Origin of the sequence: Bradyrhizobium sp. RD5-C2 (genome assembly GCF_019972155.1) — a bacterium.
Taxonomy (GTDB): Bacteria; Pseudomonadota; Alphaproteobacteria; order Rhizobiales; family Xanthobacteraceae; genus Bradyrhizobium.
The window spans coordinates 128,100-140,189 of the sequence record NZ_BOVL01000009.1 but is presented as its reverse complement, the minus strand read 5'-3'; the positions used below and the strand labels follow the sequence as shown (position 1 = coordinate 140,189).

Annotated in this window: 13 protein-coding genes; 5 read left to right on the top strand and 8 right to left on the bottom strand. The window is 65.4% G+C overall.

Annotated features, from left to right (window positions below; translation table 11 throughout):
- The first annotated feature begins 159 nt into the window (after positions 1-159).
- Genes BraRD5C2_RS10305 through BraRD5C2_RS10290 form a run of 4 tightly spaced genes read left to right on the top strand, consistent with a single transcriptional unit; the run spans position 160 to position 4,009 of the window.
- Positions 160-2,049: an ABC transporter permease gene (locus tag BraRD5C2_RS10305; protein WP_223968161.1), complete on the top strand. Its 1,890-nt coding sequence runs from the start codon at positions 160-162 to the stop codon at positions 2,047-2,049.
- Positions 2,046-2,837, top strand: coding sequence for an ABC transporter ATP-binding protein (locus tag BraRD5C2_RS10300; RefSeq protein WP_223968160.1), 792 nt, complete (start codon positions 2,046-2,048; stop codon positions 2,835-2,837). The genes BraRD5C2_RS10305 and BraRD5C2_RS10300 overlap by 4 nt, the downstream gene beginning before the upstream one ends.
- Positions 2,834-3,538, top strand: a complete 705-nt coding sequence (locus tag BraRD5C2_RS10295; protein ID WP_223968159.1) for an ABC transporter ATP-binding protein — start codon at positions 2,834-2,836, stop codon at positions 3,536-3,538. Before BraRD5C2_RS10300 ends, BraRD5C2_RS10295 begins: the two co-directional genes overlap by 4 nt.
- Before the next feature lie 15 nt (positions 3,539-3,553).
- Complete coding sequence (locus BraRD5C2_RS10290; protein ID WP_223968158.1) at positions 3,554-4,009, top strand: MarR family winged helix-turn-helix transcriptional regulator; 456 nt, start codon at positions 3,554-3,556, stop codon at positions 4,007-4,009.
- A 193-nt stretch (positions 4,010-4,202) separates the two neighbouring features.
- Here BraRD5C2_RS10290 and BraRD5C2_RS10285 read toward each other — a convergent pair whose 3' ends face one another.
- The 3 genes from BraRD5C2_RS10285 to BraRD5C2_RS10275 all read right to left on the bottom strand — a co-directional run bounded on the left by BraRD5C2_RS10285 (position 4,203) and on the right by BraRD5C2_RS10275 (position 7,737).
- Positions 4,203-4,865 carry a hypothetical protein gene (locus BraRD5C2_RS10285; protein WP_223968157.1) on the bottom strand — a complete coding sequence of 221 codons (663 nt, stop codon included), beginning with the start codon at positions 4,863-4,865 and terminating at the stop codon, positions 4,203-4,205.
- A 2-nt stretch (positions 4,866-4,867) separates the two neighbouring features.
- A complete protein-coding gene (locus tag BraRD5C2_RS10280) occupies positions 4,868-6,268 on the bottom strand; it encodes a selenium-binding family protein (protein WP_223968156.1) in 1,401 nt (466 codons plus the stop codon).
- 272 nt (positions 6,269-6,540) lie between these two features.
- Positions 6,541-7,737 (bottom strand): amidohydrolase family protein, encoded by a 1,197-nt coding sequence (locus BraRD5C2_RS10275; RefSeq protein WP_223968155.1) that lies wholly within the window; start codon positions 7,735-7,737, stop codon positions 6,541-6,543.
- A 169-nt stretch (positions 7,738-7,906) separates the two neighbouring features.
- Here BraRD5C2_RS10275 and BraRD5C2_RS10270 point away from each other — a divergent pair, with 169 nt between their 5' ends.
- Positions 7,907-8,680, top strand: coding sequence for a ferredoxin--NADP reductase (locus BraRD5C2_RS10270; RefSeq protein WP_212311330.1), 774 nt, complete (start codon positions 7,907-7,909; stop codon positions 8,678-8,680).
- 86 nt (positions 8,681-8,766) lie between these two features.
- On the opposite strand, the gene soxA is transcribed toward BraRD5C2_RS10270, so the two are convergent.
- From soxA to BraRD5C2_RS10245, 5 genes are read right to left on the bottom strand one after another with little or no spacing between them, the layout of a single operon-like run.
- A complete protein-coding gene (soxA, locus tag BraRD5C2_RS10265) occupies positions 8,767-9,540 on the bottom strand; it encodes a sulfur oxidation c-type cytochrome SoxA (protein WP_223968154.1) in 774 nt (257 codons plus the stop codon).
- Positions 9,537-9,857 carry a thiosulfate oxidation carrier complex protein SoxZ gene (gene soxZ, locus BraRD5C2_RS10260; RefSeq protein ID WP_223968153.1) on the bottom strand — a complete coding sequence of 107 codons (321 nt, stop codon included), beginning with the start codon at positions 9,855-9,857 and terminating at the stop codon, positions 9,537-9,539. The genes soxA and soxZ overlap by 4 nt, the downstream gene beginning before the upstream one ends.
- Positions 9,857-10,321, bottom strand: a complete 465-nt coding sequence (locus tag BraRD5C2_RS10255) for a SoxY-related AACIE arm protein (protein WP_223968152.1) — start codon at positions 10,319-10,321, stop codon at positions 9,857-9,859. The genes soxZ and BraRD5C2_RS10255 overlap by 1 nt, the downstream gene beginning before the upstream one ends.
- Before the next feature lie 14 nt (positions 10,322-10,335).
- Positions 10,336-10,785, bottom strand: coding sequence for a sulfur oxidation c-type cytochrome SoxX (gene soxX / locus BraRD5C2_RS10250; RefSeq protein ID WP_223968151.1), 450 nt, complete (start codon positions 10,783-10,785; stop codon positions 10,336-10,338).
- Positions 10,778-12,049, bottom strand: coding sequence for an NAD(P)/FAD-dependent oxidoreductase (locus BraRD5C2_RS10245; protein ID WP_223968150.1), 1,272 nt, complete (start codon positions 12,047-12,049; stop codon positions 10,778-10,780). Before BraRD5C2_RS10245 ends, soxX begins: the two co-directional genes overlap by 8 nt.
- Positions 12,050-12,090: the final 41 nt, after the last annotated feature.

Genomic DNA, 12,090 nt, shown 5'->3' with positions numbered 1-12,090 from the left:
GGGGGGGGGGGGGGGGGGGGGGGGGGGCTGCCACTGCGAGCGAGCGCGTGGAGAGTCCCCCTCACCCGAAACTCAAGCTCCGCTTGAGTTTCGACCTCTCCCCGCAAGCGGGGCGAGGTGAAGGAAAGTGACGCTTGTGATCTCCAACGCGGACCGCCCATGGCCTTCTATGTCGTCCAGTTCCTGACCGGTCTTGCCAGCGCGGCGTCGCTGTTCCTGGTCGCTTCGGGCCTGTCGATCATCTTCGGCGTGACGCGGATCGTGAATTTCGCGCATGGCGCGTTCTACATGCTCGGCGCCTACGTCGCCTTCACGCTGACCGAGCGCTTCTCGGGTGCATTCGGTTTCTGGGGCGGCATCGTCATCGCGGCGCTGGTCGTTGCTGCGATCGGCGTGCTGGTCGAGATGGTGCTGCTGCGCCGGATCTACCATTCGCCCGAACTGTTCCAGCTGCTCGCCACCTTCGGCCTCACGCTGATGGTCGAGGATCTCGTGGTGCTGATCTGGGGGCCGGACGATCTGGTCGGTCGCCGCGCGCCGGGCTTCAAGGGGGCGATCGATTTCTTCGGCCAGAACATTCCGAGCTACGACCTGTTCCTGATCGTGCTCGGGCCGGTCGTGCTCGGTGTGCTCTGGCTCTTGTTCCAGCGCACCCGCTGGGGCGTGCTAGTGCGCGCAGCGACGCAGGATCGCGACATGGTCGCAGCGCTCGGCGTCAATCAGAAATGGCTGTTCACCAGCGTGTTCGCGCTCGGTGTCTTCCTCGCTGCGCTCGGCGGCGCGCTGCAGATCCCGCGCGATGCGGTCAATCATGCGATGGATCTGCGCGTCATCGTCGAGGTCTTCGTCGTGGTCGTGATCGGCGGCCTCGGCAGCATCATCGGGGCCTTCGTCGCGGCGGTGCTGGTGTCTGAGCTCAACGCCTTCGGCATCCTGATCTTCCCGAAGATCTCCATCATCCTGGTGTTCCTGGTGATGGCGGTGGTGCTGATCGTCCGGCCGTGGGGCCTGTTCGGCAAGCCGGAAGCGCCGGCGCGGCGCACGCCGGGCCTCACGGTCAATCCGTGGCGGCCGCTGACGATGAATGAACGGCTCGCCGCGATCGCCGCGCTCGTGGTCGCCGCCGCGCTGCCGTTCGTCGCCGGCAATTACGTGCTCACCGTCGGCTCGGAGATTGCGATCTTCGTGATCTTCGCGGTCAGCCTCCACTTCCTGATGTCGGTCGGCGGGCTCGCCTCGTTCGGCCACGCCGCCTATTTCGGCCTCGGTGCCTATGGCGTCGCGCTGCTCGCCAAGATGGCGGGCTTGCCGATGATCGCCTGCCTGCTGCTCGGCCCGCTGCTGGGGCTCGTCGGCGCGGCGGTGTTCGGCTTCTTCGCAGTGCAGCTCTCGGGCGTCTATTTCGCGATGCTGACGCTGGCCTTTGCCCAGATCGTCTGGTCGATCGCATTCCAGTGGGTGTCGGTGACCGGCGGCGACAACGGCATTCTCGGCGTCTGGCCGGAAAAATGGGCGGCGAGCCCGTCGCATTTCTACTGGCTGTCGCTCGGCATCGCCGCGCTCGCGGTCGCGATCCTCCGCATCATCGTGTTCTCGCCGTTCGGCTTTGCGCTGCGCGCCACGCGCGACTCGCCGCTGCGCAGCGAAGCCGTCGGCATTAACGGCAAGCGCATCCAGTGGACCGCCTTCGTGATCGCGGGCACGGTCGCCGGCCTTGCCGGCGCACTGTTCGCCTACCTCAAGGGCAGCGTCTTCCCCGACAATATGGGCATCTCGCTGTCGGTCGATGCGTTGGTCATGGTGCTGCTCGGCGGCGTCGAGACGGTGTCGGGCGCGGTGGTCGGCGCGATCGTCTACAAGGCGCTCAACATCTGGCTGGTCAGCCAAACCGATCTCTCAAAACTCGTGCTCGGCGGCTTCGTCGTGCTGATCGTGGTCGCGTTCCCGAAGGGCATCGTCGGCACGCTGGAAGCGCTCATGCATCGCCGGCGCAAATCGTCGTCGGCGGCGTCGCCTTTGCTCACCTCCCGCATCGAGACTGCCGAATGAGCATGGTTCCCACATTGCTGTCGGTCGAGGGGCTGACCAAATCCTATGGCGGCGTGCATGCCGTGCGCGGCGTCTCGTTCGAGCTGCGCGCCGGTGAAATCCTGGCGCTGATCGGACCGAACGGCGCAGGCAAGAGCACCTGCTTCGACATGCTCAACGGCCAGAACATTCCCGATAGCGGCCGCATCCGCGTGCTGGGCGCGGACACCACCGGCAAGAAACCGCGCGTGATCTGGCGGATGGGCGTCGGCCGCACCTTCCAGATCGCGGCGACGTTCCCGACCATGACGGTGCGCGAGAATGTGCAGGTCGCACTGGTCTCGCATGGCGGGCAACTGTTCAACCTGTGGGCCTCGACCGCGCGGCAGGCACGCGACGAAGCCGGGCGACTGCTCGACCTGGTCGGCATGGGCGCCTATGCGGAACGCCCCTGCGGCGAGCTCGCCTATGGCGACGTCAAACGGTTGGAGCTTGCGATCGCGCTCGCCAACCAGCCAAAATTGCTCCTGATGGACGAGCCGACCGCCGGCATGGCGCCGCGCGAGCGCGTCGAGCTGATGCGCTTGACGGCGCGGATCGCGCGCGAGCAGTCGATCGGCGTTCTCTTCACCGAGCACGACATGGACGTGGTGTTCGAGCACGCCGACCGCATCCTGGTGCTCAACCGCGGCACGCTGATCGCCGAGGGTTCGCCCAAGGAGGTGCGCGGCAATGCCCAGGTGCGGGCGATCTATCTCGGCGAAGGCCTTCTCTACGACGCCCGGCACCGCGAGGGAGCACCCGCATGAAGCTCACGGTGAAGGATCTCAACAGCTTCTACGGCCCGGCGCATATCCTGTTCGACATCGCGCTTGAGGTCGGCGAGGGCGAAGTGGTCGCATTGCTCGGCCGCAACGGCGCCGGCAAGTCGACCACGTTCCGCTCGATCGTCGGCCTGGTCGAGAACCGCTCCGGCCGCGTCATGTTCGAGGGCAGGGACGTCTTGGAGCTGCCGACGCATGCGATCGTGCGCGGCGGGCTCGGCTATGTGCCGGAGGAACGGCGCATCTTCACGGATCTGACGGTCGAAGAGAATCTCGAGGTCGGCCGCCAGCCCAAGCGGCCCAATGCGCCGCAATGGGATCGCGAAAAACTGTTCAAGCTGTTCCCCAATCTCGGCGAGATGCGCGGCCGGCCCGGCGGGCGCATGAGCGGCGGCGAACAGCAGATGCTGACGATCGCGCGCACGCTGATGGGCAATCCGTCGCTGGTGCTGCTCGACGAGCCGTCGGAGGGGCTGTCGCCGAAGATCGTCGAACAGATGGTCGATGCGATCCTGGCGATGAAGAAAGAGGGCGTCAGCATCGTCGTGTCAGAGCAGAATCTGCATTTCGCCCGGCTGATCTCGGATCGCGCCTACATCATCGAACGCGGCCGGATCTGCTTTGGCGGCACCATGGCGGAACTCGATGCGCGCCCGGATATCCGCGACGCGCATCTGTCGCTGTAAAGGACGGGGTGGACAATGGCGAGGAGCGCTGCACAGAAGCGAAGCGTCAAGGCGGCCAAGCCCGGTTACGTGCTCGATGACCAGATCGGCTTCATCCTGCGCCAGGTGTCGCAGCGTCACGCCGTGATCTTTTCCCGCGAGATCGGCATCAACCTGACGCCGACGCAATGGGCGGCGCTGTCGAAGCTGTCCGAGGTCGGGGCATGCTCGCAGAACCAGCTCGGGCGGCTGACCTCGATGGATGTCGCGACCATCAAGGGCGTGATCGATCGCCTCACCGCACGCGGCCTGACCGAGACCTCGCCCGATCCCGACGACGGCCGCCGGCTGATGGTGAGCCTGACGCGCGCTGGTCAGCAGATGGCCGACAAGGCCGCGCCGAATGCGCTGGTGATCTCTAGGGAGACGCTGGCCCCGCTCGACGCCAAGGAGCGCGAGACCCTGATGGCGCTGCTCGGCAGGTTGCGCTGACCTTACCCTCCCCTGGAGGGGGAGGGTCGGATCACATCGAGCATAGCGAGATGAGAGCCGGGGTGGGGTGGTCTCTCCACACGGGCACTGTTCTAATGGTGAGACTGTCACCCCACCTCGGTTCGCATTTCATGCGAACCGATCCTCCCCCTCCAGGGGAGGATGAAGAAAGTGCCACCGTGTCGCATCCGGATTATGTCGCAAGGCCAAGCGCGACGGCGCCGACCAGCACCAGGCTGACGGCCCAAACCGTGTCCAGGTTGAACCAGCTCCGGGCCACGAATTTGAGGCCGAGATAGCGGTAGACCAGCCACGCCAGAGATCCGCCGGCGGCGATCATCGCGCCGGCATGGACGATGGAGACCAGCACGGCCATGGTGAGGCTGGTGTCGATCAGGGAGTTGGCGGCGGCGTGGCCTTGGTCCGGTTCGGCCTCGCGACATAGTCCGAGATAGATCGGCACCAGCATCAGCGCTGCGCCGTGGGCGATCGCCACCGCGAAGGACCACAAAGCGAGTTGCGTCGGCGGGATCCGCGCCAGGGCCCGCGGATGGCGGCGGTCGATCAGCCGATAGATGCCGAAGGCGATCACGAGCAGGCTGGCGCCGATCCGGATCGTGCGCTGCCATTCGACGAGGGTGATCAGCAGCGCGAAGGGAAGGATCACGAGCAGCATCGCCAGCAGGTGACCTATTGCGAGCGGGCCGAGCGCGGCCAGCAGCGCGCGCGAACTCCTCTGCATCAATCCAGCCGAAACCGCGAGCGGCCAGCCCATGCCGGGGTTGATCCCGTGGTAGAGGCCGCTCGCAATCACCGCCAGCCACAGCCAGGCCGGTGTCCAGTCGGCTGCACTCACATTCAGGCCGATGGATAGCAGAACGAATCCGTCGAGCAGTCACCGCCGTCGAGGCGGATCTGGTGCGCGCGATACCCGTCGGGGAGGCTGACCCAGTAGTCCTTCGCCAGCTCAAGGCCGCCGCCCGGGCTTGCATTCGCCATCACCTCGGCGCCGGGAATGCCCTGCGGATAGAACTGGTCGTCCCAGGTCGAGTACAGCGAATTGGTCCAGTAGACCCGCTTGCCGTCGCGGCTGATCTCGACCATCTGCGGACCGCCGGCAAATGCCTGTCCGTTGGGATGCGGGGTGCGGCTGACGATGCCGCCGATGCGGACCGATCCGGCGAGTTTTGGCTTGCGCGGATCGCTGACATCGTATTGGCGCATCTCGCCGGTGGCCCAGCAGGAGACGTAAAGGAATTTGTCGTCCATCGACAGGTCGATGTCGGTCACCAGCGGCGGCACGGCGCCGAAACCCTGCAGCAGCGGCGGCAATTGCTCCTTCGGCGCGGGCTCGGGCGGGATCGTCGCCGTCTTCTCGATGTGAAACTTGCCGCCCTCGCGCCACCAGGTCCAGATCGATCCTTCGAGGTTGGTGGTATCGACCACGACGCCGACGAAGCCGTATTCACGAACCGGATCGTGAGCGGGCCGCACCTCCAGCGCCATCTGATGGTTGGCGCCGAGATCGATGGTCTGCACATTGCGGCGCGCCCGCAGATCCCAGAAGTGGATGCGATGGCCGTATTTGTTCGAGAGCAGGTCCTCCGGCACGATGCCGTTCTCGAACTGCGGCGGCAGCGCCCATTCGCTGCTCACCATGTAGTCGCGCGGCAGGTTCCACCAGAAGTCATAGTGCTTGGTCTGGGGACCGCGATCGATTTCCCAGCGTCCGAGCACCTCGAAGGTCTCGCAGTCCATGATGAAGACGCCGGGCGGTCCATCGGTGCCGTCCTTGCCGCCGCCGCCGAGCGTGGAGACATAAATGCCGTCCGGTCCGCAGTGGATGGTATGCGGCCGCGAATAGCCCGTCTTTCTGAAGACCTCCTCGGGCTCGATGATCTTGTGGATCCTGGCCTGCGTCGGATCCGGCTTGGTGTCGATGATGTAGATCCGCGATGACCGCATGCCGGGAACAATCAGATAGCGGCGCTCAATGAAGGCATGTCCCGCAAGCGGAGATAATGCCGAGGAACATGCGTTCCAACCGAAGTGGTGAAACTCGTCGCCCTTGTTGGGCATCGTCACGGTGTGGACGATCTTGCTGTAGGTCGGCGAGCCCGGCTTGACGTCGATCACGGCGAGCGCGTCGGGCTTGGAAAAGTCCGGGCTGAGCAGCACGGTGTAGGCGAAGTTCTCCGCCGGAGCTTCCATCGCAAGCTTCGGCGACGCGTGAAACGTGGGATCTGGCCTCATCGTCATCGTGCTGCCTCCTGTTTGCCTGGTGTGGACCAACACGGCGCGGCGGCATGCGGCAGGAACTTAATCGTCGCGTGGCTCTTGCGAGCGCCGCCGGCTATGTTCGCGTGGCGGCACGATACACCTCAATGATGACGGGTGGAAACAAGGTTCGGTTACGGAGGCGGCGCGGCAAAGGCGCGCGGCGCCTTACTGTTCCCTACGGACCAATTTCTCACCGTTACCTCCGCGCAGAGGCAAAGCCGTTGCGCGGGTGTGACGGGTCACTATTGCGGCTACTTCGCGACGATCTCCGGCACCTTGCCGGCGGGCGGCGTGTTGCGGCTGCGCTGGGTGCGGACGATGCCGTCGATGATGGTCATGCCGATGCCCGGGAGATCGCCGAGCTGCACGCTGTGCAGAAGGTTCTTGCCCGGCGAGTGCTGTGCCATGTCCATGATGACGAAATCGGCGGAGCGGCCGACCTCGATCAGGCCGCAATCGAGCTCGCGCATCCGCGCGGTGTTGCCGGTCGCAAGGCAGAATGCCAGCTCGGCCGGCAGCTCGCCGAGCGAGGATAACAGCGAGACCATCCGCAGGATGCCGAGCGGCTGCACGCCGGAGCCGGCCGGCGCGTCGGTGCCGAGGATGACGCGATGCAAATCGCCCATCTCGCGCGCGGTGCGCAAGGTGAACAGCGCCGAACGCTCATTGCCGTTGTGCACCAGTTCGAGACCACGTTTGCAGCCCTCGCAGATGCAGCGGATCTGATCGTCGGGCAGGGCGGTGTGGCCGCCGTTGATGTGGCCGACCACGTCGGTGTCGGCTTCCAGAACGACGTCCTTGTCGATCAGGCCGGAGCCGGGAATCGAAGGGCCGCCGGTGTGGATCGTGCTTTGAATGCCGTATTTGCGCGCCCAGCCGACCATTTTCCGCGCCGTCGGCCCGTCCTTCACGCCACCTAGCCCGACCTCGCCGAGCAGCTTGACGCCGGCGGCGGCCATTTCCTTGAAATCGTCCTCGACCATCTCGCATTCGATCACGGGCGCGCCGGCGTGCACCTTCACGCCGCCCGGCCGTAGCGTCCAGAACGCGCGCTGCGCGAAGATCGCCATCGCCTTCACCCCGACCACGTCGCGCGGCCGGCCGGGCATGTGCACCTCGCCCGCGGAGATCATGGTGGTGACGCCGCCATGCAGATAGCTGTCGATCCAGTTGGTCTGGTTCTGCCGCGGCGTCCAGTCGCCGGCGACGGGATGGACGTGGCTGTCGATCAGGCCGGGCGCGACCGTCGTTCCCATGGCATCGACGATCGTGGTGGCGCCTTCGGTGTCGACGTCCTTGAAGCGGCCGATCGCGGTGATCTTGCCGTTCTCGGCGACGATGGTATCGGCGTCCAGGATCGGCTTCTCCAGCGCTCCCGACAGCAATAGCCCGATATTGCGGATCACCAGCTTGCTGGGGCCGGTGGCCTGGGGCGCGTCGTGAGCCATGGGTGTTTTCCTTTTTTCGTTCCGAAATTGCCCGGGAATCTGAGCCCGGCTTGACTTTTCGATCAAGCCGGATTATTCATTTGTATACGAATGATCGTATACAAACGATCCGGCCGGTCAACGGGGTTCAAGTCCCTTTCCGCCGCAGCACAAATCAGGGATTGGTGCGATGAGCAATTTCAACCAGGAAAGCGTCCTCAGCGTTCATCACTGGACCGACACGCTGTTCTCCTTCAAAACCACGCGCAATCCGTCGTTCCGCTTCCGCAACGGCGAGTTCACCATGATCGGGCTCAAAGTCGGCGAGAAGCCGCTGCTGCGCGCCTACAGCGTCGCCAGCGCGAACTACGAGGACACGCTCGAGTTCTTCTCGATCAAGGTTCCGGACGGCCCGCTGACCTCGCGTCTCCAGCACCTCAAGGAAGGCGACGAGATCATCGTCAGCCGCAAGGCCACCGGCACGCTGGTCATCGACAACCTCGAGGACGGCCGCAACCTCTATTTGATCGGCACTGGCACGGGGCTCGCGCCGTTCCTGAGCGTGATCAAGGATCCCGAGACCTATGACCGCTTCGAGAAGGTCGTGCTGCTGCATGGCTGCCGCCGCGTCAAGGAGCTCGCCTATGGCGAGATGATCACCGAGAAGCTGCCGCAGGACGAGCTGATCGGCGATCTCGTGCGCGATCAGCTGATCTACTATCCGACCGTGACGCGCGATCCGTTCCACAACCGCGGCCGCATCACCGACCTCATCACCTCGGGCAAGCTGTTCGCCGACATCGGCCTGCCGGCGCTCGATGCCGCGCATGACCGCGTCATGATCTGCGGTTCGCCGGCGCTGGTCGCCGACACCCGCACGCTGCTGGGCGGCCGCGGCTTCGTCGAGGGCAATCACGGTGAGCCTGCGCAGTTCGTGGTGGAGAAGGCGTTCGCCGAACGCTGATCTTCGCAGCGAAGGCTGAAGCAATCCATCTTCCGGTACAGCCGGGAGCAATGGATTGCTTCGCTTCGCTGGATCAAGCCGATGCGTTATGGCCTGACCGCCGGCGTCTCGATCGGCATGCCGCGCGCTCGCGACATCAGATAGAGCTCGAGCTCGACCAGCTCGGGCGAGCCATAGTCATAGGCCTGCGCCCGAATGCCGGTCATGCAGGCGCGCAGCCGCCGCTGCAACGATCCGAGCGACTGCCATTCCAGCCGGTACAGCGGATAGCCGGTCGGTTGTCCCTGCGTGATCGCGCTGCCCGCGAGCTTCTTGTCCCAGTTGTCGTCGTGGCAATTGGTGCAGCCGAGATTGAGCTGGCCCTGCCGCTGCATGAACAGCGCGTGGCCCTTCTCGACGAAGGGCGCCAGCTCCGGATCGTCGCCGGGTGCGATCGGTATGCCGCGTGACTGCTGCGCGACATAGGCGGTCAGCGCCAGCAGCTCGCGGCTTTCATAGGCGAATGGCGATGCCTGCTGGTGGTTGGTGCGGCAGAGATTGATCCGCGCTTCGAGTTCGACCGGTCTCCCCAGCGCCTTCTCGAAGGCGGGATAGTGCGTCGCGACGCCCTTCATGCTGACGCGCGCATCGTTGTGGCAATCGGCGCAGGCCTTGTTTGCGGCGCCAGCCTTGCGCTTCCACAGGGCCTCGCCGTCGAGCACGAACAGCATGCCGGGGTTGGCGGTGTCCTCGTCCTGCATCGCCCTGGTGTCCGCGCTCATGAAGCTGTAGCCGGAGCGGCGTTCGGATAGCGGAATCTCCGCGGCGAGCGCCGCGCCCGCCACCGCCGTCAGCAGCGCGATGCAGACCGCAATCCTCATTCGACCGTGATCGAAGCCTGCGCGGTCTCCGAAAACCCCTTGTCGCCGATCCACTCGAACTCGAACTTGCCGCTCTCGGTCACCGTGGTGAAGAAGGTGATGAACGGGTTGGCGGCGATCGCCGGATAAAGATCGGCGCGAAAGATCTCCGTGCCGTTGAACCGGCAAGTGAAGCTCGTGATGATGTCGCGGGGCACCACGTCGCCCGACGCGGTGTGGCGATAGCCGGTCTCCATGATATGCGACATCAGCGTCTTGATCTCGATGACGCTGCCGCGCTTGGCCTTGGCCGGCACGTTGATCAGGGCCGATGGCATCAGATCGCCTCCTCGGTGCAGGCGGCGAGCGTCACCACGACATCAGCGGTTGTCGACCAGAACGTGTCGTCGGACAGCCGCGCGATGGCGGTGACCTTCTGGCTGTCGGCGAGACGGATGCGGGTCGATATTTGCGCGCGTCCGGCGCGCGGCCCCAGATAGAAATTACCGATGTTCGGCTGCGGGTTCTTCTCGTTGAAGACATGGATGCTCTTCACATACTCATCCGCCGTCATCGGGCTGGTGACGCTGATCGTCATCGGCACGGTGTTGCCGTTCTCGACCAGCGGCGGGATATCGAGCTTGACCTTGCCGGTGCGCACATTGGCTTCGCCGACGACATTGCGGATTGCAGCCTGCAGCATCGCCGGCGTCGCTTCCGCGGGACGTACGATCACCATCACTGCGGCGCCTCCGGCGAGGCCGAGAACCGTGCGGCGTGTGGTGTGGTTTGAATTCGCCATTGATTGATAAGGTCCTAGTTCCGCAACGTTACCAGATAGGCCACGATATCCTCGATCTGCTCCGCCGACAGGATCGGCTTGCCGCGCCATGAGGCGCCCACACGCGTAAGCCCGTCGGCGCGATAGTAGGACGGCATGATTGTCGCCGCATTGAGGTGCGCCGCATCGACCAGCCGGAGCCGCAACTGGCCTTCCGACCAGCGGTTGCCGCTGCCGGTGAGGTTCGGCGCGAGGTCGCCCTGAAACGACTGTTCGGGAAATGGGCCGCTATGGCAGAGGATGCAAGTGGAGGAACGCTCGACGATCAGCGCACGGCCGCGGGTTGCGTCACCCTTGGCTCCGGTTAGCGAAGCGGGAATCGCATCGCCGACCACGGTATAGGGCCGCAGTGCCTCGGCGCTGGCGGGTGCGCAAGCTGCGAGTAGTGCCGCGGCGAGCAACGTTATCGGGGCGAGCCTAGCCAAAGGCGTCTCCCGTGATCGCCCTGAACCAGTCGAGCGCCTGATCGGCCTCGCGCTCGCGTACCTCGCGCGGCGCGTCGACTGGGCTCGTGGTCACCTCGGCTTCGGCGTACTGATCTTCCCTCGGCTGATAGATGCCCTTCAGCGAGAACGCGTAGCCGGGCGCGACGGTGTTGTAGCAGGCGCCATCGAGCCGCGGCGTCTCCGGCGCCTTGCCTGCCAGCGCGTTGACGATCGCGGCCGCGCAGGCCCGGCCTTGCGCCGCCGCCGCGGAAGCGGATTTCGGAATCCCGCCGGCGATCGCGGCATCGCCGATGACATGGATGTTGGGCACCAGCTTGGAGGCAAAGCTGACCGGATCGATCGGGCACCAGCCGGTGTGGTCGGCGGCGCCGGCGATCTCCGCGATACGACCGGCTCGCTGCGGCGGGATCACATTGGCGACCGCGGCGGTGTAGTTGCCGAAATCGGTGATGATCTCGTTGGTCGCCGAATCGACCGACGTCACCCGTCCGCCTTGCGACAGCGCGATCCGCTCGATCATCCCGGGATAGAGATCCGCCCAGGCTCTCTCGAACAGCTTCTGCTGCGAGTAATTGTCCTTGGCGTCGAGCACCAGGATCTTCGACTTCGGCTTCGTGGCCTTGAGGTAATGCGCGATCAGGCTGGCGCGCTCGTAAGGCGCGGGCGGGCAGCGCAGCGGCGCGGCAGGCACCGCGATCACGACGAGGCCGCCATCGTCCATTGCTTCAAGTTGCCTGCGCAGCAGCAGGGTCTGCGCGCCGGCCTTCCAGGCATGCGGCATCCTCTCGGCGGCGGCCTCGTCATAGCCGGGCAGGGCGTCGAAGCGCATGTCGATGCCGGGAGCGAGCACAAGGCGGTCATAGGAGAGCGTTGTGCCATCAGAGAGCGTGATGGTGCGCGCCTGCGCATCGATCTTGGCGGCCGCTTGCGCGACGACGGTGATGCCGTCGGCCGCAACCTTGTCGTAGGTGAATTGCTGTGCGGAGAGTTCGCGCAAGCCTGCGATCACCTCGTTGCTGAACGGGCAGGCGGTGAAGGTCTTGTTCGGCTCGATCAGCGTGACCTGGAGTTTCGCATCAAGCCGCCGCAGCGCCCGCGCGCAGACCGCGCCGCCAAAACCGCCGCCGATCACCGCGATCCGCGGTGCGCCTTGCGCCAGCGATGGACGCGCCAGCGCCGCCGCTGCAACGACAGCGGCGCCACGGACCACATCCCTGCGCGTCGGATGACGCGTGACGGCCATGCACAAGAATCCGGAAAAACGAAGCGGCGGCCGGTACGGCC

What these genes read in the sequence shown, in the direction of transcription:
- BraRD5C2_RS10305 (WP_223968161.1), top strand. Translation starts at nt 160, where the DNA reads ATGGCCTTCTATGTCGTCCAGTTCCTGACCGGTCTTGCCAGCGCGGCG.
- BraRD5C2_RS10300 (WP_223968160.1), top strand. Translation starts at nt 2,046, where the DNA reads ATGAGCATGGTTCCCACATTGCTGTCGGTCGAGGGGCTGACCAAATCC.
- BraRD5C2_RS10295 (WP_223968159.1), top strand. Translation starts at nt 2,834, where the DNA reads ATGAAGCTCACGGTGAAGGATCTCAACAGCTTCTACGGCCCGGCGCAT.
- BraRD5C2_RS10290 (WP_223968158.1), top strand. Translation starts at nt 3,554, where the DNA reads ATGGCGAGGAGCGCTGCACAGAAGCGAAGCGTCAAGGCGGCCAAGCCC.
- BraRD5C2_RS10280 (WP_223968156.1), bottom strand. Translation starts at nt 6,268, where the DNA reads ATGACGATGAGGCCAGATCCCACGTTTCACGCGTCGCCGAAGCTTGCG.
- BraRD5C2_RS10275 (WP_223968155.1), bottom strand. Translation starts at nt 7,737, where the DNA reads ATGGCTCACGACGCGCCCCAGGCCACCGGCCCCAGCAAGCTGGTGATC.
- BraRD5C2_RS10270 (WP_212311330.1), top strand. Translation starts at nt 7,907, where the DNA reads ATGAGCAATTTCAACCAGGAAAGCGTCCTCAGCGTTCATCACTGGACC.
- soxA (WP_223968154.1), bottom strand. Translation starts at nt 9,540, where the DNA reads ATGAGGATTGCGGTCTGCATCGCGCTGCTGACGGCGGTGGCGGGCGCG.
- soxZ (WP_223968153.1), bottom strand. Translation starts at nt 9,857, where the DNA reads ATGCCATCGGCCCTGATCAACGTGCCGGCCAAGGCCAAGCGCGGCAGC.
- BraRD5C2_RS10255 (WP_223968152.1), bottom strand. Translation starts at nt 10,321, where the DNA reads ATGGCGAATTCAAACCACACCACACGCCGCACGGTTCTCGGCCTCGCC.
- BraRD5C2_RS10245 (WP_223968150.1), bottom strand. Translation starts at nt 12,049, where the DNA reads ATGGCCGTCACGCGTCATCCGACGCGCAGGGATGTGGTCCGTGGCGCC.